This is a genomic window from Pseudomonas sp. TWP3-1 (assembly GCF_049896625.1).
Taxonomy (GTDB): Bacteria; Pseudomonadota; Gammaproteobacteria; order Pseudomonadales; family Pseudomonadaceae; genus Aquipseudomonas.
Genome location: NZ_JAFCUQ010000011.1, coordinates 180,873 through 204,131, shown reverse-complemented (window position 1 = coordinate 204,131; position 23,259 = coordinate 180,873). Strand labels below are relative to the sequence as shown.

24 protein-coding genes, 1 other RNA gene and 2 pseudogenes are annotated in these 23,259 nt (G+C 60.3%); 14 read left to right on the top strand and 13 right to left on the bottom strand.

Annotation, left to right across the window (positions count from 1 at the left end; all coding sequences use genetic code 11):
* Positions 1-91 (top strand): annotated as a pseudogene (locus tag ACP7BN_RS16975) (group II intron maturase-specific domain-containing protein); the annotation flags it as partial.
* Between the two features lie 82 nt (positions 92-173).
* On the opposite strand, the gene ppx reads toward ACP7BN_RS16975, so the two are convergent.
* The 5 genes from ppx to ACP7BN_RS16950 all read right to left on the bottom strand — a co-directional run bounded on the left by ppx (position 174) and on the right by ACP7BN_RS16950 (position 4,765).
* Positions 174-1,676, bottom strand: coding sequence for an exopolyphosphatase (ppx, locus tag ACP7BN_RS16970; RefSeq protein ID WP_426205336.1), 1,503 nt, complete (start codon positions 1,674-1,676; stop codon positions 174-176).
* Positions 1,677-1,917: 241 nt separating this feature from the next.
* On the bottom strand, positions 1,918-2,655 hold the full coding sequence (locus ACP7BN_RS16965) for an amino acid ABC transporter ATP-binding protein (RefSeq protein ID WP_426205335.1): 738 nt from the start codon (positions 2,653-2,655) through the stop codon (positions 1,918-1,920).
* Positions 2,642-3,292: an amino acid ABC transporter permease gene (locus tag ACP7BN_RS16960; RefSeq protein WP_426205334.1), complete on the bottom strand. Its 651-nt coding sequence runs from the start codon at positions 3,290-3,292 to the stop codon at positions 2,642-2,644. The genes ACP7BN_RS16965 and ACP7BN_RS16960 overlap by 14 nt, the downstream gene beginning before the upstream one ends.
* Positions 3,289-3,957: an amino acid ABC transporter permease gene (locus tag ACP7BN_RS16955; RefSeq protein WP_420647464.1), complete on the bottom strand. Its 669-nt coding sequence runs from the start codon at positions 3,955-3,957 to the stop codon at positions 3,289-3,291. Before ACP7BN_RS16955 ends, ACP7BN_RS16960 begins: the two co-directional genes overlap by 4 nt.
* Positions 3,958-3,979: 22 nt before the next feature.
* Positions 3,980-4,765, bottom strand: a complete 786-nt coding sequence (locus tag ACP7BN_RS16950) for a transporter substrate-binding domain-containing protein (RefSeq protein ID WP_426205333.1) — start codon at positions 4,763-4,765, stop codon at positions 3,980-3,982.
* A gap of 330 nt (positions 4,766-5,095) precedes the next feature.
* Here ACP7BN_RS16950 and trxA point away from each other — a divergent pair, with 330 nt between their 5' ends.
* The 6 genes from trxA to ACP7BN_RS16920 all read left to right on the top strand — a co-directional run bounded on the left by trxA (position 5,096) and on the right by ACP7BN_RS16920 (position 12,516).
* Positions 5,096-5,425: a thioredoxin TrxA gene (gene trxA / locus ACP7BN_RS16945; RefSeq protein WP_003206727.1), complete on the top strand. Its 330-nt coding sequence runs from the start codon at positions 5,096-5,098 to the stop codon at positions 5,423-5,425.
* Positions 5,426-5,674: 249 nt separating this feature from the next.
* Entirely contained in the window at positions 5,675-6,934 is a 1,260-nt protein-coding gene (rho, locus tag ACP7BN_RS16940) for a transcription termination factor Rho (protein ID WP_150604770.1), read from the top strand.
* 221 nt (positions 6,935-7,155) lie between these two features.
* On the top strand, positions 7,156-9,111 hold the full coding sequence (locus tag ACP7BN_RS16935) for an acyltransferase family protein (RefSeq protein WP_426205332.1): 1,956 nt from the start codon (positions 7,156-7,158) through the stop codon (positions 9,109-9,111).
* A 79-nt stretch (positions 9,112-9,190) separates the two neighbouring features.
* Complete coding sequence (gene ubiD / locus ACP7BN_RS16930; protein WP_420647461.1) at positions 9,191-10,657, top strand: 4-hydroxy-3-polyprenylbenzoate decarboxylase; 1,467 nt, start codon at positions 9,191-9,193, stop codon at positions 10,655-10,657.
* On the top strand, positions 10,657-11,625 hold the full coding sequence (locus tag ACP7BN_RS16925; protein ID WP_426205331.1) for a CDP-6-deoxy-delta-3,4-glucoseen reductase: 969 nt from the start codon (positions 10,657-10,659) through the stop codon (positions 11,623-11,625). The genes ubiD and ACP7BN_RS16925 overlap by 1 nt, the downstream gene beginning before the upstream one ends.
* A gap of 219 nt (positions 11,626-11,844) precedes the next feature.
* Positions 11,845-12,516 (top strand): gamma-glutamylcyclotransferase, encoded by a 672-nt coding sequence (locus ACP7BN_RS16920; RefSeq protein ID WP_426205330.1) that lies wholly within the window; start codon positions 11,845-11,847, stop codon positions 12,514-12,516.
* On the opposite strand, the gene glpT is transcribed toward ACP7BN_RS16920, so the two are convergent.
* The 3 genes from glpT to ACP7BN_RS16905 all read right to left on the bottom strand — a co-directional run bounded on the left by glpT (position 12,489) and on the right by ACP7BN_RS16905 (position 15,599).
* Positions 12,489-13,841, bottom strand: coding sequence for a glycerol-3-phosphate transporter (gene glpT, locus ACP7BN_RS16915; protein ID WP_420647458.1), 1,353 nt, complete (start codon positions 13,839-13,841; stop codon positions 12,489-12,491). The two genes, ACP7BN_RS16920 and glpT, sit on opposite strands and share 28 nt — an antisense overlap.
* Before the next feature lie 269 nt (positions 13,842-14,110).
* Positions 14,111-14,449 (bottom strand): hypothetical protein, encoded by a 339-nt coding sequence (locus tag ACP7BN_RS16910; RefSeq protein WP_426205329.1) that lies wholly within the window; start codon positions 14,447-14,449, stop codon positions 14,111-14,113.
* Positions 14,450-14,621: 172 nt separating this feature from the next.
* On the bottom strand, positions 14,622-15,599 hold the full coding sequence (locus tag ACP7BN_RS16905) for an NADPH:quinone oxidoreductase family protein (RefSeq protein WP_426205328.1): 978 nt from the start codon (positions 15,597-15,599) through the stop codon (positions 14,622-14,624).
* A 150-nt stretch (positions 15,600-15,749) separates the two neighbouring features.
* On the opposite strand from ACP7BN_RS16905, the gene ACP7BN_RS16900 reads away from it, so the two are divergent.
* The gene (locus tag ACP7BN_RS16900) at positions 15,750-16,157 is read left to right on the top strand and encodes a flagellar basal body-associated protein FliL (RefSeq protein WP_426205327.1); all 408 of its coding nucleotides are present in this window, start codon (positions 15,750-15,752) and stop codon (positions 16,155-16,157) included.
* Between the two features lie 156 nt (positions 16,158-16,313).
* On the opposite strand, the gene ACP7BN_RS16895 is transcribed toward ACP7BN_RS16900, so the two are convergent.
* Positions 16,314-16,766: an EVE domain-containing protein gene (locus tag ACP7BN_RS16895; protein WP_426205326.1), complete on the bottom strand. Its 453-nt coding sequence runs from the start codon at positions 16,764-16,766 to the stop codon at positions 16,314-16,316.
* Positions 16,767-16,962: 196 nt separating this feature from the next.
* Here ACP7BN_RS16895 and ACP7BN_RS16890 point away from each other — a divergent pair, with 196 nt between their 5' ends.
* Positions 16,963-17,118, top strand: a complete 156-nt coding sequence (locus tag ACP7BN_RS16890) for a hypothetical protein (protein WP_420647453.1) — start codon at positions 16,963-16,965, stop codon at positions 17,116-17,118.
* A 35-nt stretch (positions 17,119-17,153) separates the two neighbouring features.
* On the opposite strand, the gene ACP7BN_RS16885 is transcribed toward ACP7BN_RS16890, so the two are convergent.
* The 4 genes from ACP7BN_RS16885 to ACP7BN_RS16870 form a co-directional block, all read right to left on the bottom strand.
* Positions 17,154-17,759: a 5-formyltetrahydrofolate cyclo-ligase gene (locus ACP7BN_RS16885; protein ID WP_426205325.1), complete on the bottom strand. Its 606-nt coding sequence runs from the start codon at positions 17,757-17,759 to the stop codon at positions 17,154-17,156.
* An 80-nt stretch (positions 17,760-17,839) separates the two neighbouring features.
* Positions 17,840-18,018, bottom strand: a non-coding RNA gene (ssrS, locus tag ACP7BN_RS16880) — 6S RNA.
* 30 nt (positions 18,019-18,048) lie between these two features.
* A complete protein-coding gene (locus ACP7BN_RS16875) occupies positions 18,049-18,366 on the bottom strand; it encodes a cell division protein ZapA (protein WP_426205324.1) in 318 nt (105 codons plus the stop codon).
* Positions 18,363-18,572, bottom strand: coding sequence for a TIGR02449 family protein (locus ACP7BN_RS16870; RefSeq protein WP_157712350.1), 210 nt, complete (start codon positions 18,570-18,572; stop codon positions 18,363-18,365). The genes ACP7BN_RS16875 and ACP7BN_RS16870 overlap by 4 nt, the downstream gene beginning before the upstream one ends.
* A 120-nt stretch (positions 18,573-18,692) precedes the next feature.
* Here ACP7BN_RS16870 and ACP7BN_RS16865 point away from each other — a divergent pair, with 120 nt between their 5' ends.
* The 5 genes and pseudogenes from ACP7BN_RS16865 to ACP7BN_RS16845 all read left to right on the top strand — a co-directional run bounded on the left by ACP7BN_RS16865 (position 18,693) and on the right by ACP7BN_RS16845 (position 23,162).
* Entirely contained in the window at positions 18,693-19,253 is a 561-nt protein-coding gene (locus ACP7BN_RS16865) for a YecA family protein (RefSeq protein ID WP_420647450.1), read from the top strand.
* A gap of 27 nt (positions 19,254-19,280) precedes the next feature.
* Positions 19,281-20,615: a Xaa-Pro aminopeptidase gene (gene pepP, locus ACP7BN_RS16860; RefSeq protein WP_426205323.1), complete on the top strand. Its 1,335-nt coding sequence runs from the start codon at positions 19,281-19,283 to the stop codon at positions 20,613-20,615.
* Complete coding sequence (gene ubiH / locus ACP7BN_RS16855; protein WP_426205322.1) at positions 20,612-21,799, top strand: 2-octaprenyl-6-methoxyphenyl hydroxylase; 1,188 nt, start codon at positions 20,612-20,614, stop codon at positions 21,797-21,799. The genes pepP and ubiH overlap by 4 nt, the downstream gene beginning before the upstream one ends.
* A 1-nt stretch (position 21,800) precedes the next feature.
* Positions 21,801-21,935, top strand: a pseudogene (locus ACP7BN_RS16850) (tetrameric acyl-CoA thioesterase); the annotation flags it as partial.
* A 9-nt stretch (positions 21,936-21,944) separates the two neighbouring features.
* The gene (locus ACP7BN_RS16845) at positions 21,945-23,162 is read left to right on the top strand and encodes a 2-octaprenyl-3-methyl-6-methoxy-1,4-benzoquinol hydroxylase (protein WP_426205342.1); all 1,218 of its coding nucleotides are present in this window, start codon (positions 21,945-21,947) and stop codon (positions 23,160-23,162) included.
* The last annotated feature ends 97 nt before the right edge of the window (positions 23,163-23,259 follow it).

The following is a 23,259-nucleotide window of genomic DNA, read 5'->3' as shown; positions in this document are numbered from 1 at the left end:
TATGAATCAGGCGCTGCCGAAGAAGCTATGGGATCAACTTGGGTTGGTCTCGGTACTGGATACGATAAACCGGCTTAGCCGCATAGCTTGAACCGCCGTATACGGATCCGTACGTACGGCGGTGTGAGAGGACGGCGGATGTAAATCCGCCTCCTACTCGATCCATCCAAAACTCAATGCACGTTGAGAACAATCCCCACCCGCGTCAGCCAATCCGCCTCAAGCCCGAAATCCGCCTGAGTCAGCTGATTCTCATCCAGCCAGTTCTCCGGGAATTCCACGTCCAGGGTGTTGCCCTTCGCATGCAACACCACCTGCGGCATCGCCTGCGTCCCGCGAATATGGTGGAACAGAATCGCAAAGCGCAGCAGCACGCACAGGCGGATCAGCTTGTCGCCGTCCTCACCGAAGTCAGCAAACTTGTCCTTCGGAATATTGCGTCGATGCCCGCGCACCAGCAGCGCCAACATCTGCTGATCTTCACGCGAGAAGCCAGCCAGATCCGAGTGCTCGATCAGGTAGGCGCCGTGCTTGTGATATTGGTAGTGCGCAATATCCAGCCCGACTTCGTGGACTTTCGCCGCCCAGCCCAGCAGTTCGCGCCAGATGCCGTCGTCCAGTTCCCAGTCCACCGCCACCTGATCAAACGCATGCAGTGCTTTGCGTTCGACTCGCGCCGCCTGTTCCAGATCGACGTGGTAGCGCTCCATCAGAGAGCTGAGGGTGCGCTCGCGCACGTCTTCGTGGTGATGACGGCCTAGCAGGTCGTACAGCACGCCTTCACGCAGGGCGCCTTCGCAATGGTCCATCCGTTGCAGTTCGAGAGCGTCGAAAATCGCTTCGAGAATCGCCAGGCCGGCCGGAAAGATTGCGCGACGATCAGGCTTGATGCCTTCGAAATCAATCTTGTCGGTCTCGCCGAGTTTGAACAGCTTGCGCTTGAGCCATGCCAGGCCTTCGGCATTCACCTCGCCAGTGCCGTGGCCGCCAGCCTTCAGCGCGAGGCCAATGGCGCGAATGGTGCCGGAGGAGCCGATGGCTTCATCCCAGGTCAGGCGATGCAGGGCGTGTTCGATGCTCATGATCTCCAGCCGCGCTGCCGTGTACGCCTGGGCATAGCGCGCCGGGGTGATCTTGCCGTCCTTGAAGTAGCGCTGGGTGAAGCTGACGCAGCCCATTTGCAGGCTTTCGCGCAGCAGCGGCTCGAAGCGCTGGCCAATGATGAACTCGGTACTGCCGCCGCCAATGTCGGCGACCAGGCGCTTGCCCGGCGTGTCGGCGAGGGTGTGCGAGACGCCGAGGTAGATCAGGCGTGCTTCTTCACGGCCGGAGATGACTTCCACCGGGTGGCCGAGGATTTCTTCGGCGCGGCGGATGAATTCGCCACGGTTGCGCGCTTCACGCAGGGCGTTGGTGCCGACGATGCGTACGGCGCCCAGCGGCATACCGTTGATCAGTTGGGCAAAGCGCTTGAGGCAGTCGAGGCCGCGCTGCATCGATTCTTCGCTGAGCTGACGCGCATCGTCGATGCCGGCGGCCAGTTGCACCTTCTCTCCCAGCCGCTCGAGAATACGGATTTCGCCGTTCTGGGCCTTGGCCACGACCATATGGAAGCTGTTGGAGCCCAGGTCGATTGCGGCGATCAGGGACAGATTCTTGGCTTGGTTCTGGGGCATGGTCAGGGGGTCTCGGTCGATAACCCCGACATCGTGCCACGATCAACGGCTGGCGCCAACGCGCATGGTTCAAACCCTTGATTCAGCACAAGAGTGAGGGTGACCGCTGCGCGGTCAATCGCGGGCAAGTCGAATCGTCGCACCGCCGCTCCCACAGGTTTTCGCGTCGAGCACAAAACCCAGTCCCGCCACAGAACCCTGTGGGAGCCCGCGATGAGGCCAGAACAGCCCCGGAGATCCTTCAGGCTGTCGCCTCGACCGTGCCAATGAAATTCGCCAGCTCCGCCGTCTGCGGATTGGCAAACAACACCTTCGGATCCCCCACCTCATGCACCTTGCCATGGTGCATGAACACCAGTTTGTCCCCGACTTCGCGGGCGAAGCGCATTTCATGGGTGACCATGATCAGCGTCATGCCTTCATTCGCCAGTTGCCGCACCACGCTGAGCACTTCGTTGACCAGCTCCGGGTCGAGCGCCGAGGTGATCTCGTCGCACAGCAGCACTTTCGGCGACATCGCCAAGGCTCGGGCAATCGCCACCCGTTGCTGCTGGCCACCGGAGAGCCGATCCGGGAACGCATCAAACTTCTCGCCGAGGCCAACCCGCTCCAGCATCTGCCGCGCCAGTTCGGCTGCCTTGGTTTTCGGTACTTTCTGCACCACTTGCGGCGCGAGCATCACATTCTCGCCGACGGTCAGGTGCGGGAACAGGTTGAATTGCTGGAACACCATGCCGACTTTCTGCCGCAGGCTGCGCAGGTCAGCGCGCGCGGCGTCGAGGTATTCGCCGTCGACTTCGATGACGCCGTCGTTGATCGATTCCAGACCATTCAGTGTGCGCAGCAAGGTTGATTTGCCCGAGCCGCTGCGGCCGATGATCGCCACCACCTGGCCTTCCTCAACGCTCAGGTCGATGCCTTTGAGTACGTGGTGGTCGCCGTAGTATTTATGCAGGGCGGAAATTCTAAGCAGAGGCATGCAGTCTCCTTTCCAGGTAGCGCGCACTGAGGGACAAAGGGAAACACAGGAGGAAATAGCCGGCGGCGACGAGGCCGTAGACCATGAACGGTTCGAACGTGGCGTTGGCGAGCATGCCGCCGGTTTTGGTCAGTTCGGTGAAGCCGATGATCGAGGTCACCGCCGTGCCCTTGACCACTTGCACCGAGAAACCCACGGTCGGCGCCACGGCAATCCGTAGCGCTTGCGGCAGGATCACGTAGCGCAGTTGCTCCAGCGGATTCAGCGCCAGGCTCGACGAGGCTTCCCACTGTCCATGCGGGATAGCCTCGACGCAACCGCGCCAGATCTCCGCCAGATACGCGCTGGTGAACAACGTCAGCGCAATCGCCGCCGCCATCCATGGTGAGATTTCAATCCCGGCCAGCGCCACGCCGAAGAACACCAGAAACAACTGCATCAACAACGGCGTGCCCTGAAACAGCTCGATCCAGGTGCGCGCGATATGGCGCGACAGGGCATTTTTCGAGATGCGCATGACCATGATCAGCAACCCGACCAGCCCGCCGCCGATAAACGCCACCAGCGACAGCGCCAGCGTCCATTGCAGGCCAGTGAGCAGATTGCGCAGGATGTCCCAGAACGTGAAATCGCTCATTGGCTACTCCTTGCAATGAAGCGCCGGCCGAACCAGTTCAATAACTGACGGATCAGCAACGCCATGCACAGATAGATGAGGGTGGTGAGCGCGTAGGTTTCAAATGCACGGAAGTTGCGCGATTGAATGAAGTTGGCGGCGAAGCTCAGTTCTTCGGTGGCGATCTGCGAACACACCGCCGAACCGAGCATGACGATGATGATCTGGCTGCTCAGCGCCGGCCAGACCTTGCCCAGCGCCGGCAGCAAGATCACATGGCGGAACGCTTCGAAACGCGTCATCGCCAACGCCGCAGCGGCTTCCAGTTGCCCGCGCGGAATCGCCTGGATGCCGGCACGGATGATCTCGGTCGAGTACGCGCCGAGGTTGATCACCATCGCCAACACGGCGGCCTGCCACTCGGAAATCTGCACGCCGAGCGACGGCAGGCCGAAGAAGATGAAGAACAACTGCACCAGAAAAGGCGTGTTGCGGATCAACTCGACGTATACGCCAAAGATCGCCGCGAACGGGCGGATGTTCCACGCCCGCACCAGCGCCCCGACGATGCCCAGGCTCACGCCGAACAGTGCACCGATGGCCGTCAGCTCAAGGGTGAACAGCGCACCGCGCAGCAGCAGGTCGGTGTTTTGCACCACCGGCAGGAAATCGAACTGATAAGCCATAAAGAGTCTCCAGCGCGCCCGATCAGAGATCGGCCGGCAGCGGCTCTTTCAGCCAGGTTTGTGCGTTTTTCTCCAAGGCGCCATCGGTCTTGGCGGTATTCAGGATGTCGTTGACCTTGCCCAGCAGCGCCGGCTCGTTCTTGTTCACACCGACGTAGACCGGCGAATCCTTGAGCTTCACTTTCAGCGCCGGCACGCGTTTCGGGTTCTTCTCGCTGATCGCGACCATCACCACGTTGCCGCTGGCGATCAGATCGACCTGGCCTGCGAGGTAGGCGGCGATGGTCGAATTATTGTCTTCGAAGCGCTTGATGGTCGCGCCTTCGGGAGCGACTTTGCTCAGTTCGATGTCTTCGATTGCGCCACGGGTGACGCTGATGGTTTTGCCCTTGAGATCGTCAAGGGTGCTGATCGCGGCATCTGGCGGTCCGAATACGGCGAGGTAGAACGGTGCATAGGCGCGGGAGAAGTCGATGACTTTCTCGCGCTCCGGGTTCTTGCCGAGGCTGGAAATCACCAGATCGACTTTGCCGGTGGTGAGGAACGGGATGCGGTTGGTGCTGTTGACCGGGGTCAGTTCGAGTTTGACCTTCAACTGGTCGGCCAGCAGTTTCGCCGTATCGATATCGAGGCCGCGTGGCTTCATGTCCGGGCCGACCGAGCCGAAGGGCGGGAAGTCCTGTGGCACGGCGACTTTCAGCGTGCCGCGTTTGACCACGTCCTCCAGACCATCGGCGTGGGCGGGGATCTGGCTGAGCATCAGGCTGGTAAACAGGGCAGCGAGCAGGGCGCTGGAACGCGTGGACATGGCAAAACTCCGGATCGGCGGGAAGTGATTTCTGCGATCGGACAGAGCATGTGGCGTGCCAATAAGACGGAATGGCCACAACAGGCCCTGGTTTTAACGGGTTTGGTCGAGGTTGCCGGTCGGAGTCGCTGCGCTAAATTGAGGCAGAGTTGTATTCGCGGTGCCATTTTGCGCACCGGGATCAGCCGCATCGTCCCCGTCAGTGTGTGACTTGAGCTATACCCAAACTGATAGGGCACCATAGCAAGACTCAATCATCTGCAGCTTCCTGAACAAGGGAAGGGCGGCTATGATGGGCCACGTTTTTTTGCTTACAACCTGGAGAATTCCATGAGCAGCGATCTGATCAAACACGTTAGCGACGCCAGCTTCGAAGCCGACGTACTCAAGGCCGAAGGCGCTGTACTGGTCGACTACTGGGCTGAATGGTGCGGCCCTTGCAAAATGATCGCTCCGGTTCTGGACGAGATTGCCGAGACTTACAAAGGCAAGCTGACCGTCGCCAAACTGAACATCGACGAAAACCAGGAAACCCCGGCCAAGCACGGCGTGCGTGGTATCCCGACCCTGATGCTGTTCAAGAACGGCAACGTCGAAGCGACCAAGGTTGGCGCGCTGTCGAAGTCGCAACTGGCGGCTTTCCTCGACGCCAACATCTAAGCGTCGCTGTAAATTGCCATTAAAAAAGCCCCGCAAATTGCGGGGCTTTTTGCGTATTCAGGGCTAGACGCTCCGAAATTCAGGTGGTACATTCGGCCCCGCACTGGTTTCTCCATTGCCCCCTGCTAGCCGTCGCCGACGCACTCCTTTTCGAATAAGTACGCGATCCTGTCGCCTTCTCCGCGGCGCGGCCTCATTAAGCCAAAAGCTTAATTTCCCCCCCTCCATAAATGATTACGTCATTCCTATATGAATCTGACTGAACTCAAGCAAAAGCCGATTACCGACCTGCTCCAACTGGCCGAAGAAATGGGCATAGAAAATATGGCCCGTTCGCGCAAGCAGGACGTGATTTTCTCCCTGCTCAAAAAGCACGCTAAAAGCGGTGAGGAAATCTCCGGTGATGGCGTGCTGGAGATTCTCCAGGACGGCTTCGGCTTCCTGCGCTCCGCAGACGCTTCCTACCTGGCCGGCCCGGACGATATCTACGTCTCGCCAAGCCAGATCCGCCGCTTCAACTTGCGCACCGGTGACACCATCGTTGGCAAGATCCGCCCTCCGAAGGAAGGCGAGCGGTATTTCGCACTGCTCAAGGTCGACACGATCAACTTCGATCGTCCCGAGAACGCGAAAAACAAGATTCTCTTCGAGAACCTGACCCCGCTGTTCCCGACTGTGCGCATGAAGATGGAAGCCGGTAACGGTTCCACCGAAGACTTGACCGGTCGAGTGATCGACCTGTGCGCCCCGATCGGCAAAGGCCAGCGTGGTCTGATCGTTGCACCGCCGAAAGCCGGCAAGACGATCATGCTGCAGAACATCGCGGCGAACATCGCCCGTAACAACCCTGAAGTTCATCTGATCGTGCTGTTGATCGACGAGCGTCCGGAAGAAGTGACCGAAATGCAGCGCACCGTGCGCGGCGAAGTGGTTGCCTCGACCTTCGACGAGCCGCCGACCCGTCACGTGCAAGTGGCTGAAATGGTGATCGAGAAGGCCAAGCGCCTGGTCGAGCACAAGAAAGACGTGGTGATCCTGCTCGACTCCATCACCCGTCTGGCCCGTGCTTACAACACCGTGATCCCGAGCTCCGGCAAGGTCCTCACCGGTGGTGTCGATGCCCACGCCCTGGAGAAACCGAAACGTTTCTTCGGCGCCGCGCGGAACATCGAAGAAGGCGGCTCGCTGACCATTATCGCCACCGCGCTGGTTGAAACCGGCTCGAAAATGGACGAAGTGATCTACGAAGAATTCAAAGGCACCGGCAACATGGAACTGCCTCTGGATCGCAAGATCGCCGAGAAGCGTGTGTTCCCGGCCATCAACATCAACCGTTCCGGCACCCGCCGTGAAGAGTTGCTGACCGCTGATGACGAACTGCAACGCATGTGGATTCTGCGCAAGTTGCTGCACCCGATGGACGAAGTTGCCGCCATCGAGTTCTTGATCGACAAGCTGAAAACGACCAAGACCAACGACGAGTTCTTCTTGTCGATGAAGCGCAAGTAACACGCAGTCTGTTCAAAGGAAAGGCGCCCCGATCGGGGCGCCTTTTTTTTGCGTGCAATTATTTGTATCTGGATTGATAAGTGTCGTGCTGTAAACTTGCGCCCACTTAATGGGGCGCCTTCTCCACTCTCTATTGACCGACTGCCATTCACACCGGCATTCAGTGTCGCGGGTGATTGCCCCTTTTCAATGGATTTGTACCCGAGCGGACAAGGTTTCCCATGCATACGTTTGGCAATCGCCGTGATATCGACGGCTTGCGCGCCCTGGCAGTCATTCCGGTCGTACTGTTTCACTTCGGCTTCAGCGCGTTCAGCGGTGGCTTTGTCGGCGTTGACGTGTTTTTCGTCATCTCCGGTTTTCTGATCACCAGCATCCTGTTCCGCGAAATCAGCGCACAGCGCTTCAGTTTCATCGATTTCTGGGCCCGTCGGGCGCGGCGCATCCTGCCGGCGCTGACCGTGGTGCTGGTCGTGACCCTGATGCTCGGCTGGCTGTTGCTGACCGCCAAGGATTTCTCCGAGCTCGGGCGCACGGTTCGCTATCAGTCGCTGTTCATCTCGAACATTCTGTTCATGCGCGAGGACGGCTATTTTCAGCCTGCGTCTGATCTGAAACCGCTGCTGCACACCTGGTCGCTGGCGGTGGAGGAGCAGTACTACATTTTCTTCCCGCTGCTGATGGTGGTGCTCATGCGCTACATCCGGCATTGGCGCTGGATGTTGTTTGCCGTGCTGCTGGTGTCGTTCGGGCTGAACATTGGCTACATCGAGCGCAAGCCGGACTTCGCGTTTTTCTCGTTGCCGACTCGCGCCTGGGAATTGCTTTGCGGGGCGATGCTCGCAGTGACGCCCGCGCCGAAACAGGCGCTGCGGCCGTGGCTGCCGCAATTCGTCGGTCTGGCAGGCCTCGCGGCGGTGTTGACGGCGGTGTTCACTTTTGACAAAGGCACGGTGTTCCCGGGCTGGGCGGCGTTGCTGCCGGTGCTCGGTACTACCGCGCTGATCTGGTCGGGTGCGCAAGGGCCGACCTTGACCGCACGCTTGCTGAGCATGCGTGCGCTGGTGTGGGTCGGCTTGCTGTCGTACTCGCTGTATCTGTGGCACTGGCCGATCTACGTATACGCCAATGCGATTTCGATCGACGGCATCCAGCCGCTGGAGGCGGTCGGCTGGATCGCGCTGGCGCTGGGCCTGGCTTGGCTGAGCCTGCGTTACGTTGAATTGCCGTTCCGTGAAAAGCGCCTGCTCGCCGGTCGCCGCGCAGTCTTGACTGGCGGTCTGGCGGCGGTTGTCGTGCTCGCCGTAACCGGGTCGGCGATTCGCTCGGCCGACGGTGTTCCCGGGCGTCTGACCGGCAAGGCGCTGGAATACGCGCAGTCGCGGGAATGGAAGGCCGGGCAGATGAAATGCATGCTGGTCACCTCCGACAAGTCGCTGGACAAGGCGTGTCTGGTCGGTGGCAAGCAGGATTTGCCTGCCACGCAGGCTTTCTGGGGCGATAGCCATGCGGCCGCGTTGTTGCCGGCCATCGAGAACAATGCCCGGCGCGAAGGGCGCCCGGTATGGTTGTTCAGCATGAGCGCCTGCCCGCCGATCCTCAGCGATGATCCGCGTCAGCGCTGCAAGGATTTCAACGAGCAAACAATGGAGCGCGTGCGCAGCCTCGGGATCAAGGATGTGGTGCTGGCGTCCAACTGGAGCCTGTACGTGTACGGCCGCGAAGACGGCGACAAGAAGGTTTTGCTCAACTCCCACGACGACACCGCTCAAGCCGAGCAGCGCATGGCTGCCGCGCTCAAGGCGCGGGTCGCGGCGTTGCGCGAGGCCGGCGCGCAAGTCTGGCTGTTCAAAGAGGTGCCGTTGCAGCGCAAGGGCATCATCAGTCGCCTGACCAGCCTGGCGCGGGTCGGACGCTCAGCCGAAGGTTTGGGGCGTCCACTCGAGGAGCATCTGGCGCGCCAGCACTTCCTCGCGACCTTGTTCGACTCCATGAGCGCCGCCGACCCTGGTGTGCACGTGATCGATCCGACGCCGCTGATGTGCCCGGCCGGCATCTGCAGCATCGAGGTCAATGGTCATTCGCAGTACAAAGATGAGGATCATCTCTCGGATGTCGGCAGCGCCCGACTTACCCCATTGTTTGCCCCGGTGCTGCTGGGTGTAAGCCGCAATTGATCGATGGCGGGCACTGACGGGCTGCCAGCAGCCCGCATAGCAGGTAGGATGTACGCCTATTTTGAGGGTGCCATCGTCAATGAAATTCAAGGATCTTCGGGATTTCGTGCAGCAGCTTGAGCAGCGCGGAGAGTTGAAACGTATTCAGGTTCCCGTCTCGCCGGTGCTGGAAATGACCGAGGTGTGCGACCGCACGCTGCGGGCCAAGGGCCCGGCGCTGCTGTTCGAGAAACCGACAGGTTACGACATCCCGGTGCTTGGCAACCTGTTCGGCACCCCCGAGCGGGTGGCCATGGGCATGGGCGCCGAGTCGGTCAGCGAACTGCGCGAAATCGGCAAGCTGCTGGCGTTCCTCAAGGAACCCGAGCCGCCGAAGGGCTTGAAAGACGCGTGGTCGAAGCTGCCGATCTTCCGCAAGATCATCGCGATGGCACCGAAAGTGGTCAAAGACGCGGTGTGCCAGGAAGTGGTCATCGAAGGCGATGACGTCGATCTGGCCATGCTGCCGGTGCAGACCTGCTGGCCCGGCGACGTCGGCCCGCTGATCACTTGGGGCCTGACGGTCACCAAAGGCCCGAACAAGGACCGGCAGAACCTCGGCATCTATCGTCAGCAAGTGATCGGCCGCAATAAGGTCATCATGCGTTGGCTCAGCCACCGTGGCGGCGCGCTGGATTATCGCGAGTGGTGCGAGAAGCATCCGGGCCAGCCGTTCCCGGTTTCCGTGGCGTTGGGCGCTGACCCGGCGACCATCCTCGGCGCCGTAACGCCGGTGCCGGACAGCCTGTCCGAATACGCTTTCGCCGGTCTGCTGCGCGGCAACCGCACCGAACTGGTGAAGTGCCGTGGCAACGACCTGCAAGTGCCGGCCACTGCCGAAATCATCCTCGAAGGCGTGATTCATCCGGGCGAAATGGCCGATGAAGGCCCGTACGGCGACCACACCGGTTATTACAACGAGGTGGACAGCTTCCCGGTGTTCACCGTCGAGCGCATCACTCACCGCATCAAACCGATCTACCACAGCACCTACACCGGCCGTCCGCCGGATGAGCCAGCGATTCTCGGCGTGGCGCTGAACGAAGTGTTCGTGCCGATCCTGCAAAAGCAGTTCCCGGAAATCACCGACTTCTACCTGCCGCCGGAAGGCTGCTCGTATCGCATGGCCATCGTCACCATGAAAAAGTCGTATCCGGGCCACGCCAAGCGCGTGATGCTGGGTGTCTGGTCGTTTTTGCGACAGTTTATGTACACCAAGTTCGTTATCGTCACTGACGACGACATCAACGCGCGCGACTGGAATGACGTGATCTGGGCGATTACCACCCGCATGGATCCCAAGCGCGACACGGTGATGATCGACAACACGCCGATCGACTACCTCGATTTCGCTTCGCCGATCTCGGGGCTCGGCTCGAAAATGGGCCTGGATGCCACCCACAAGTGGCCGGGCGAAACCACTCGCGAGTGGGGCCGCGTCATCGTCAAGGACGACGCCGTGACCCAGCGGATCGATGCCATCTGGAATCAGTTAGGAATAGATTGATGCGTGTAACCCTGCAGCCCTCCGGAGCGGTGCTTGAGATACGGCCCGGCGAGCGGATTCTCGATGGTGCGCGGCGCTTGGGCTACGACTGCCCGCAAAGCTGTCGCAACGGCAATTGCCACGTCTGCGCGGCGCTGCTGGTGGAAGGCCGGGTCGAACAGGCCGGAACGGTGCGCGACCACGGCGAGTTCTACACTTGCATAGCCGAGCCGCTGGAAGACTGCGTCGTGCTGTGGGATGGCGTGCTCGCGCTGGGAGAACTGCCGGTGCGCAGCCTGTCGTGTCAGGTCATCGAGTGTCTGGATGTAGGCGGGGACACCTGGCGCGTGCGTCTGCGCGCGCCGGCCGGCAAACCGCCGCGTTATCACGCCGGTCAGTACCTGATGATCGAGCGCGAGAACGGCGAGAAATCGGCATTCTCCATGGCCTCGGCGCCGCACGGTGGCCGCGATCTGGAAATCCATGTGCTGGCGCGCGAATCCAGTGCGTTGAGCCTGATCGAGCAACTGCAACGCAACCCGTTGGTGCGCATCGAGATGCCGTTCGGTGACACCCACCTCGCCGAATTGCCCGACGGGCCGCTGGTGTTGGTCGCTGCCGGTACCGGCATGGGCCAGATTCACAGCCTGATCGAACACTGCCGCGCTGCCGGTTTCAAACATCCGGTGCATCTGTATTGGGGCGTGCGCCGTCCTGAAGATTTTTACCAAATCGAACATTGGGACGAATGGCTGAAGTTGCCCAACCTGTTTCTGCACAAGGTCGTCAGCGATCAGTGTGGCTGGGAAGGGCGCTGCGGCATGCTGCACGAGGCGGTTTGTGAGGACTTTCCGGACCTGAAGCCGCTGCACGTCTACGCCAGCGGTTCACCGGCGATGGTCTACGGCACGCTGGATGCGCTGGTCGAAGCCGGGATGGATGCGCATCAAATGCGCGCGGATGTGTTCGCCTACGCACCGCGCTCTTGAGCCGCGTTCTGAGGCGTGAGCTAAATCCTTATAACTCTCTATATAGCTGATTGGTATTTATCTTATTGGGTAAATACCGCTAGGTTATATATCAATCAGGCAGTCAATTAAGAAATGTGCCATGGCACTCAAATTGCCTTAAAACATATGTGCCTTATTGTTACAGCGGTGCGTTCTATTAAGTAATTCTTCACCCGCGGGGAGCTAACGCTATTCGCCATGAGCGCCATTGAAAACGCTTTTCTGAACCTGGCTTACCCTCCGCGGCTCGATCTTGGGCCGCAGCTGACGCACGAACAACTTCTCGCCTCGATGCAATCGACCATGGCGCGCCACAAGGGCGGGCCGGTGTGGCTGTTCGCCTACGGTTCGCTGATCTGGCGGCCGGAATGCAACTCCGCACAACGCATGCGCGGTCGGGTGCATGGCTACCATCGTGGCTTGTACCTGTGGTCGCACGAACATCGCGGCACGCCGGAAATGCCGGGGCTGGTATTCGGTCTGGATCGCGGCGGTTCGTGCAGCGGCTTCGCTTATCGCTTGCCGGAAGATGATCTCGACAGTGCGCTGTATGCGCTATGGAAGCGCGAGATGCCGTTCCCGTCCTATCGCCCACACTGGCTCAACTGCCGTCTCGAAGATGGCAGCCAGGTGCAGGCTTTGGGATTTGTATTGGAGCGACACCTGCCGAGCTATGCCGGCAACTTGCCGGATCATGTGCTGCGGCAGGTGTTCGAAAGCGCTTGCGGGCGTTACGGCACCACTCGCGATTACGTCGAGCAGACCGCTCACGCCCTGCGTAGCCACGCCATGCCAGACAAAAATCTGGAGGCGCGGCTCATGCGCTGCAAGTCAAAAGCCGATCAGGCGATCGCTTCTTCGCGGGTCTGACTGGCGGCCTGTTTGTGCCATAAGGTCGGTGCGAGGCAAACCATTGCCAGGATGCACGCGCCGATCAACAGCACGAAACCGCCGTCCCAGCCGAAATGGTCCACGGTGTAGCCCATCGCTGCACTGGCCGCGACCGAACCCCCCAGATAACCAAACAGGCCGGTGAAGCCCGCTGCAGTGCCGGCGGCCTTCTTCGGTGCCAGTTCCAGCGCCTGCAGGCCGATCAGCATCACCGGGCCGTAGATCAGGAAGCCGATCGAGAACAGCGCGATCATGTCCACGGTCGGGTTGCCGGCCGGGTTCAGCCAGTAAACCAGCGTGGCGACGGTCACCAATGCCATGAACACCATGCCGGTCAGGCCACGGTTGCCACGGAAGATCTTGTCCGACATCCAGCCGCACAGCAGCGTGCCGGGGATCCCCGCCCACTCGTAGAAGAAATAGGCCCACGAAGTTTTGTCCACGGTGAAACCCTTGGCTTCCTTGAGGTAGGTCGGCGCCCAGTCGAGCACGCCGTAGCGCAGCAGGTAAACGAAGACGTTGGCCATGGCGATGTACCAGAGCATTTTGTTGCGCAGCACGTACTTGACGAAGATTTCCTTGGCGCTGAATTCGTCTTCGTGGCTGGCGTCGTAGCCTTCCGGGTAATCATTCTTGTACTGCTCAATCGGCGGCAAGCCAACCGATTGCGGGGTGTCGCGCATGGTCATGAAGGCGAATATCGCCACGGCCAAAGCCACGGCTGCCGGGACGTAGAACGCCGCGTGCCAGTCGTTGAACAGGCCCATGCCGAGCAGGAACAGCGGGCCGATCAGACCGCCGCCGACGTTATGCGCCACGTTCCACACCGATACCACGCCGCCACGTTCTTTCTGCGACCACCAGTGCACCATCGTTCGGCCGCTCGGCGGCCAGCCCATGCCCTGCGCCCAGCCGTTGATGAACAACAGGATGAACATCATGGTCACGCTGGACGTCGCCCATGGCGCGAAACCGAAAATGAACATCACGCCGGCCGATACCAGCAGACCAAATGGCAGGAAAAAACGCGGGTTGGAACGGTCGGACACCAGGCCCATGAGGAACTTGGACAAACCGTAGGCAATAGCGATGGCCGACATCGCCAGGCCCAGATCGCCACGGCTGTAGCCTTCGTCGATCAGGTACGGCATGGCCAGCGAGAAGTTTTTGCGCAGCAGGTAGTAACCCGCATAGCCAATGAAAATACCGGCGAAGATCTGCCAGCGCAGGCGTCGGTAGGTGCTATCGATTTTTTCTTCAGGCAATGGAGCCTGATGTGCGGCAGGACGAAAGAAAGCAAACATTCAAGAGCTCCAGATTTCTTGTTTTGACTGCGGATGCGAATGTTACAGTTTCGTTACCGAAAATAGCACCGGTTCGCATCGCCGAAACAGCGGAAATGTGGCAGTTCGCGTGTTCCTTTATGAACATGTCGCTCAGATGTAAGTACGGGGCGGTGTGAGGAATGTTGCTTCGGCACCGTCCTGCAGGTTTTCGGGGTGTTGTAGGGCAGGTTTGCAGGACGTGTATTGCGAGGAATGCAGAAGGGGCGACGGCTAGTCTGTTGGCTGGTTTATATCTGGCTTGCTAACTCGCCAATTCTTCTTTGAACGTACTTGATCTTGCTCCAGCGTTTTTTGCGCCTTTGATAGTTGTGGAAATTTTTCACCGAACGTTCGGCTTGCGATGCTTCAACATGCGCGGCGTAGAGCTCCTGATATTTGTATTTCATCCCGCGAACATTCTCGCTGGCCTCTACTGGCTGACTCAGAATCAGTCGGCTGAACAGGATGTCGAACCGATCCGCAGCTTCAGCTGCGATTTCACGCTTTTTCTGCTCTTCAGCTTTTTTCTCCACTTCGGTCATCGCTGCCGCTAATGGCTGGCCGGATTGCGAGTTTCGATCACTCATACAATGACTCCTTGTGTATGTAAGGGGCCAAACTACAGCGATCTGCTGAAGCGACTGCGGTATATAGCTACCACTTTTCAATTGCGGTTGATCGAGTGTGAAAGTTGTAAAAAACGACTGAAAAGGCCGGATGTATACTGTGAGTCCACCCGGCCCTGATCATCAAAATCTCTCAGCGCACTTGCACCACAACCTTGCCCACAGCCTTGCGCTGCCCAAGATCATTGATCGCCTGCGCCGCTTCACTCAGCGGATAAACCTGCGACACCAGCGGTTTCAACTTGCCCTCGGCGAACCAGCCGAACAACTGCTGGAAGTTTGCCGCGTTGTCCTGCGGCTGGCGCTGGGCGAAGGAGCCCCAGAACACGCCGATTACCGCCGCGCCTTTGAGCAGGGCGAGGTTGACTGGCAGTTCGGGAATGCGTCCGCTGGCAAAGCCGACCACCAGCAGGCGGCCGTTCCACGCGATGGCACGGATGGCCTGGTCGAACAGGTCGCCACCCACCGGGTCGTAGATCACGTCGGCGCCCTGGCCATCGGTCAGGCGTTTGATTTCGTCCTTGAGGCTGGATTCGCTGTAGTTGATCAGTTCATCGGCGCCGGCAGCCTTGGCCACGGCGAGCTTTTCCGCGCTGCTGGCGGCAGCGATCACGCGGGCGCCGAGGGCCTTGCCGATTTCCACGGCGGCCAGGCCGACGCCACCGGACGCGCCGAGCACCAGCAGGGTTTCACCCGGTTGCAGGTTGCCACGCTGTTTCAGCGCATGCATCGAAGTGCCGTAAGTCATGCTGAATGCAGCGGCGGTGTTGAAATCCATCGACGGCGGAATCGGCAAAACGTTGTATCCCGGCACTGCGACCTGTTCGGCGAAGCTGCCCCAGCCGGTCAGCGCCATGACCCGGTCGCCGACTTTCAAGTGGCTGACTTTTTCACCCACCGCGCTGACCACGCCCGCCGCTTCACCGCCCGGCGAAAACGGGAAGGGCGGCTTGAATTGATATTTACCCTCGATGATCAGCGTGTCCGGAAAGTTGACCCCGGCGGCGTGCACGTCCAGCAGGATTTCGTTCTTCTTGGCGACGGGGCTGGCGACGTCTTCCAGCACCAGCGATTCGGCAGGGCCGAAGGCTTTGCACAGCACGGCTTTCATCAGGGCTATTCCTTTGGGAGTGATGGCCGATAAGTGTAGGTGTGGCAGTCAACGGGTCAACGAGCATGCCCGACCCTGATAGTCCGCCATAAGCTTGTGCTTGCGCGGCGGGTCGTTATGCTAGGCCGCAAACCGGATAAGGAGCGAATTGTGAAAGCGTGGATCATGTTGTTGCTGGCCCTGTCTCTGCCTGTGGCAGCGCTGGCCGAAGAAGCCAAAGAAGGCGAAGCGCCGAAGGTCAGTTACATCAGCCTGAGCCCGCCATTTGTGGGCAACTACGGGCTGGACGGCACGCCGAAGCTCAAAGTGTTCAAGGCCGATGTGGCTTTGCGCGTAACGGGTGAAGAGTCGACCAAACTGGTCAAGGCCAACGAACCGCTGATCCGCAATCAGCTGGTGGCGTTGTTCACCCAGCAGACGACCGAGGCGATGGGTAGCATCGAAGGCAAAGAGAAGCTGCGCCAGGAAGCGTTGAAGCAGACGCAGCAAGTGATGAATGACGAAACCGGGAAACCGGTGGTTGAGGATCTGTTGTTCAACAACCTGATCATTCAGTAAGACATTGGTTGTCCGGGCGGGCCTCATCGCTGGCAAGTCGAATCGTCGCACCGCAGCTCCCACAGGTTTTTCGGTTGGTCACAAATTATGTGTTCACTGAAGATCTCTGTGGGAGCTGGCTTGCCAGCGATTGCATTTTGGCAGGCGACAAATTGATCAGGGTTTGAGCGCGATCACCGCCGCCCATTGCTCCGCCGTGACAGGCATCACCGACAACCGCGAACCCTTCTGCACCAGCGGCATCTCCGCCAACGCCGTCTGCTGCTTCAGATAATCCAGCTTCAACACCCGAGCAAACGTCTCGACATGCGCGACATTAATCGCGCTCCAGGCGTTTTTTTCTGCTGTAGCCTTCGGGTCGTAGTAATGACTCTCCGGCTCCAGCGCCGTCGGGTCTGGATAAGCCGCTTCGATGATCTTGCCGATTCCGGCAATCCCCGGCTCCGGGCAACTCGAATGGTAGAAAAAGAACTCATCTCCCACGGCCATCGCGCGCAGGAAATTGCGTGCCTGATAGTTGCGAACCCCGTCCCAGCGCGCTGTGCCGAGCTTCTCCAGGCCCTTGATCGAGAGCTCGTCGGGTTCGGATTTCATCAGCCAGTAGGCCATGTTTTTTGCTCCTCACGGGTTCAGTGGGCAAGTTGTCGGGCAATTTTATGACAAACCGACGGTCGGTTGACGCCAGCGTTTGCGCAGCGGTTCGCGTTGCCGCAAAATGCCGGCCTTTAAAGCTTGACGCTGCTGCACGGCTACGAATGGAAACCGCTGCTGTCATCGTGATGATGTGCCTTGAGGGGGGCAATCGATGAAACGCAAACCGGATTTGCTGTGGATCCTGGTAATTTTGTTCGGTCTGGGCGTCGTGACCACCGGTTATGCGCAGAGCCTGTGGGCCAACAAGACCGATGCTCCAATTGAAATAGCGCAACAAGTACAACAGTCGACAGCCTTCAAGCGCTGACACTGCCTTTGCGACGCCGTTGATTGATGCGGCGTCTACCCCGCGAAATACCATGCCTTGTCGGTGACCGTGCCTTGTAACGGTACATCCCAGCTCGCCTGCGCCAAACGCTCGACTTTCTGACATTCGTGAGCCAGCCCCAGCAGCGTCGGCTTGCGCCAATTATTGCGCCGGCTCAGATACGCCAGGCTGCGGTCGTAAAATCCGCCGCCCATTCCCAGACGCCCGCCAACATCGTCAAAACCCACCAACGGCAACAACACCAGATCCAGCGTCCAGACTTTGCGCTGTCGAGCCAGATTGGCCCGGGGTTCAAGAATGCGGAAGCGATTGGGTTTGAGCTTCTCGCCGGGACGCACGCGCTGAAAAACCATTTTGGTTCGCGGCCAGGCGCTGAGCACGGGCAGATAAGTCGCCTTGCCGCGGCGCTGGGCAGCGCGCAGCAGCAGACGCGGATCGATCTCGCCATCAGTGGGCAGGTACAGAGAAATGTGTTTGGCGCGGCGGAACTGCGGATGTTGCGCCAGTTGCTTGTACAGGCCTTCAGCGGCCTGGCGTTGCTGGCTCGGCGTCAGCGCGCGGCGAGCCTTGCGCAGCAGGCGGCGCAATTGAGGGCGGGGCAATAACGCGGGTTCGGTCATGGTTCGGCTTCGGCAGGATGGGGACGAAAACGCACGCATAAAAAATCCGATGGCGGATTAACCGACATCGGATTCGAATCAGGCTCCCCGGATGAACCGCTGTCAACTTAGCCCTTGAACCCGAAAGTTCAAGGTGGAGGAAGCAGTAGACTTTAAGGCTTTCCGTCTGGCGGACATGCACACCAGCCCAACGTGCAACCTCCAGGGTATAGCAAATCGGCTCAGGGACATCGTCAACTGGCAAGCACCCCAGGGAGTGCGGCGAGTATACCCCAAGCGGCTCGGCGAATCAGCCCTTGGTCGCGGTCGGATCGTCGGCGAGCACCAGATCGACACGATCAAGCAAGTCGCGCACCTGTTCACGGGTCGAACCGCTGGCCTGCACATCCGGACGCTCTTCTTTGTGCAAGAGGTCGTGGGTGATGTTCAGCGCGGCCATCACGGCGATACGGTCGGCGCCGATGACTTTGCCGCTGCTGCGGATCTCGCGCATCTTGCCGTCCAGGTAACGCGCGGCGCTCACCAGATTGCTGCGCTCTTCCTGCGGGCAGATGATCGAATATTCTTTGTCGAGGATCTGCACGGTTACGCTATTGCTTGAACTCATGAGTCTTGCTCCAGGGCCTTGAGGCGCGAAATCATCGACTCGACCTTACGCCGGGCGATTTCGTTTTTTTCAATCAGGTGCGCGCGTTCCTCGCGCCAGGTCTTTTCCTGAGCAAGTAAGAGTCCGTTTTGGCTCTTTAGTTGCTCGACTCGGCCAATCAGCAATTCGAGTCTGGCCATCAGCGCTTGCAGGTCGGTGTCTTCCATTGGGTTCACTGTCTGATGGGTGGTAGCTGGCGGACAGCCTTTAATAGTCTTGGCGAGTCTGTCGATGTAGGATACAAGGCCTTCATTCTAGACATAGCGCCGTCTGGCGCCTAGCTGCCCATGCCCATTCAGAATTCCCCGTACCAAGCCTTCGCCACCCTGCTGACCTCCAGCGGTCACAACGTCTCGCCTGCCGAACTGCACGGCCTGTTGCTCGGTCGCAGTTGCGCCGGCGCCGGCTTCACTGCAGAAGAGTGGCTGATCGATGCTGCCGAGCTGCTTGAAAGCGAGCCACAGGACAACGTCCGCGCCGCCCTGATCGGCCTGCAAGAAATGGTCAAAGGCGAACTGACCGGCGACGACGTGACCGTCGTGCTGCTGTTGCCGACCGATGACGCACCGCTGGCCGAGCGCGCTATTGCGCTGGGCGAATGGTGCCAGGGCTTCCTCAGCGGTTTTGGCCTGAACTGCCGCGACAGCAGCATGTTGAGCACCGAAGCCACTGAAGTGCTGCAGGATCTGGCGGCCATCTCCCAGGTGCAAGACGCACTGGAAGAGTCCGAAGACGGCGAAAGCGATTACATGGAAGTCATGGAATACCTGCGCGTAGCGCCGCTGCTGCTGTTCTCCGAAACCAGGAAAGCCGATGTGCCGCCAGCCGCCAAGCCGTCGCTGCACTGATTGCCTGACAGGGAAAGCCATCTGCCCATGATCCATATCCCCAAAGCGGAATACAGCCGGCGCCGCAAGGCGCTGATGGCGCAGATGGTCCCCAACAGCATCGCGATCCTGCCCGCCGCCGCAGTTGCCATCCGCAACCGCGACGTCGAGCACGTCTACCGTCAGGACAGCGACTTCCAGTACCTCAGCGGTTTCCCCGAGCCACAAGCGGTCATCGTGTTGATGCCCGGCCGTGAGCATGGCGAATACGTGCTGTTCTGCCGTGAGCGCAACGCCGAACGCGAACTCTGGGACGGCTTGCGCGCCGGCCAGGAAGGCGCGATCCGCGAATACGGCGCTGACGACGCATTCCCCATCACTGACATCGACGACATCCTGCCGGGCCTGATTGAAGGCCGCGACCGGGTGTATTCGGCGATGGGCAGCAACCCGGAATTCGACCGTCACCTGATGGACTGGATCAACGTGATCCGCTCCAAAGCGCACCTCGGCGCGCAGCCACCCAACGAATTCGTTGCGCTGGATCATCTGCTGCACGACATGCGTCTGTATAAATCGGCGGCAGAAGTGAAGGTGATGCGCGAAGCCGCACGCATCTCCGCTCAGGCGCACATCCGCGCGATGCAGGCCAGTCGTGCCGGGCTTTACGAGTTCAGTCTCGAAGCCGAACTCGACTACGAATTCCGCAAGGGCGGGGCGAAAATGCCTGCTTATGGTTCGATCGTCGCCGCCGGGCGCAACAGCTGCATCCTGCATTACCAGCAGAACGACGCGTTGCTCAAGGACGGCGATCTGGTGCTGATCGACGCCGGTTGCGAGATCGACTGCTACGCCAGCGACATCACCCGCACCTGGCCGGTCAACGGCAAGTTTTCCGCTGAACAGAAAGCGATCTATGAGCTGGTGCTGGCCTCGCAAGAAGCCGCATTCGCTGAAATCGCTCCGAACAAGCACTGGAATCAGGCGCACGAAGCCACGGTTCGGGTGATCACCACAGGTTTGGTCAAGCTCGGTTTGCTGGTGGGCGAAGTCGACGAGTTGATTGCGTCCGAAGCCTACAAAGCGTTTTACATGCACCGCGCCGGCCACTGGCTGGGCATGGATGTACACGACGTTGGCGAGTACAAGGTCGGCGGCGAATGGCGGGTGCTGGAGGTCGGCATGGCGCTGACCGTGGAGCCGGGCATCTACATCGCCCCGGACAATCAGAACGTAGCGAAGAAATGGCGCGGCATTGGCGTGCGCATCGAGGACGACGTGGTAGTGACCAAGACCGGTTGTGAAATTTTGACCAACGGCGTGCCGAAAACCGTCGCCGAGATCGAAGCCCTGATGGCGCAAGCCCGGAGCCATGCGGCATGAGTCGGGTCAATCTGGCAATTATCGGTGGCGGTCTGGTCGGCGCCAGTCTGGCGTTGGCTCTGCAGGCCGGCGCCAAGGCGCGCGGCTGGAAAATCGTGCTGATCGAACCGTTCGCCCCCGGTGACAGTTGGCAGCCAAGCTACGACGCACGTTCGTCGGCGCTGTCGTTTGGCTCGCGGCAGATTTATCAACGGCTCGGCGTGTGGCAGGAAATCTCCCGCCGCGCCGAGCCGATCAAACAGATTCATGTGTCCGACCGTGGCCGCTTCTCCACCGCGCGCTTGTCGGCGATGGAAGAAGGCGTACCGGCGCTGGGTTACGTGGTGGAAAACGCCTGGCTCGGCCACTGCCTGTGGCAGCACGTCGACAAAGACGTGATCAGTTGGCGCTGCCCGGCGGAAGTCACGCGCATGGAGCCGCTGGCCGACGGCTATCGCCTGACCCTGAATGATGAAACCACGATTGAATGCGATCTGGCGGTGCTCGCCGATGGCGGCCGTTCCGGGTTGCGCGAGCAGTTGGGCATCAACGTGCGCCAGCGGCCGTACAACCAGAGTGCGCTGATCGCCAACATCACCCCAAGTGAATCGCACAACGGCGTGGCCTTCGAGCGTTTCACCGATGACGGCCCGATGGCCTTGCTGCCGCTGCCGGACAACCGCTGCGCGCTGGTCTGGACCCGCTTGGGCATGGACGCGCAACGCCTGGCGGATCTGAGCGACCGTGATTTCCTCAGCGAATTGCAGGGCGTGTTCGGTTACCGCCTCGGCACGCTGAAACAGGTTGGCGCGCGGCACCTGTATCCGTTGTCGCTGGTCGAGGCCGAGGAGCAGGTGCGTTCGCATCTCGCAGTGCTGGGCAACGCCGCACACAGTCTGCATCCGATTGCCGGCCAGGGTTTCAACCTGTCGCTGCGCGATGCCAATGCACTCGCCGAAGCCTTGCTGACCAGCGATAAACCGCTGGGCGACTTCGCCACGTTGCAAGCCTATCGCGAGCGTCAGCGTCTCGATCAGGACCTGACCGTGGGCTTCTCCGATCAGGTCACGCGGCTTTTCGGCAGCACTCAGCCGCTGGTGTCGCTGGGCCGCAACCTCGGTCTGCTCGGTCTCGATCTGCTGCCGCCGGCCAAACGCTGGTTCGCCCGTCAGGCCATGGGGCTGGGAACGCGGCCGGATGCTTGATCGCCGGCAGACCGCCACTGAGGAGCAACACCTGCCGCAGTTGCAGGTCGACATTCATGACGGCGCCGGCAATCTGCTGGCGCAGGTCGGTAAAACCCTTTATGTGCGGCTCAAGCCGCAAGCGAGACAGGCTTAAAGCATGGAAATGCGCGCAGATCTGCTGATTGTCGGAGCCGGAATGGTCGGCAGCGCCCTCGCACTGGCGTTGCAGGACAGCGGGCTGGAAGTCCTGCTGCTCGACGGTAGCCCGTTGAGCGTCAAACCGTTCGAGGCCGACGCGGCGTTCGAGCCGCGCGTGAGTGCGCTGTCTGCAGCCAGCCAGCGCATTCTCGAACGCCTTGGCGTGTGGGACGGCATCGCCAGCCGCCGCAGCAGTCCGTACACCGACATGCACGTGTGGGACGGCAGCGGCACCGGGCAGATTCATTTCTCGGCTGCCAGCGTGCACGCCGATGTGCTCGGTCATATCGTCGAAAATCGCGTGGTGCAGGACGCTTTGCTCGACCGTCTGCACGACTGTGATCTGGGCTTGCTGGCCAACGCGCGACTGGAACAGATGCGTCGCTCGGGCGACGACTGGCTGCTGACGCTGGCTGATGGCCGCAAATTGCGCGCACCGCTGGTGATCGCGGCGGACGGCGCCAATTCTGCAGTACGACGCCTGACCGGTGTTGCGACCCGTGAGTGGGATTATCTGCACCACGCCATCGTCACCAGCGTGCGCAGCAGCAAGCCGCACCAGATGACCGCGTGGCAGCGCTTCACCGATCACGGGCCGCTGGCGTTTCTGCCGCTGGAACGCGATGGGCAGCAGGACTGGTGCTCGATTGTCTGGTCGACCACGCCGAGTGAAGCCGAGCGTTTGATGGCGCTGAATGAAGCGGATTTCTGCGGTGAGCTGGAGCGCGCCTTCGAAGGCTGCCTCGGCGAAGTGCTCAGCGCCGACCCGCGCGTCTGCGTGCCGCTGCGTCAACGCCATGCCAAGCGTTACGTGGCTGAAGGTCTGGCGCTGATCGGCGATGCGGCGCACACCATTCACCCGTTGGCGGGGCAGGGCGTCAATCTCGGCTTCCTCGATGCCGCGGTGCTGGCCGAAGTGCTGCTGCAAGCGCACGAGCGCGGCGAACGGCTGGCGGACGTGAAAGTCCTGAGCCGCTACGAGCGTCGGCGCATGCCGCACAATCTGGCGCTGATGGCGGCGATGGAAGGCTTTGAGCGGTTGTTCCAGGCTGATCCTTTGCCGCTGCGCTGGTTGCGCAACACCGGACTGAAAATCGTCGAGCAGATGCCTGAGGCCAAAGCCTTGTTTGTCCGTGAGGCCCTCGGCCTGACCGGCGATCTCCCGGCCCTCGCCAAGCCCTGAAGTCGCGCCGTGCAACATCCGGTAACTCCTTGGTGAAGTGATAGATTGAGCTGGTAAATGTGAGTCCTTATCATTTGGGCCACTTTTCCCGACCGAG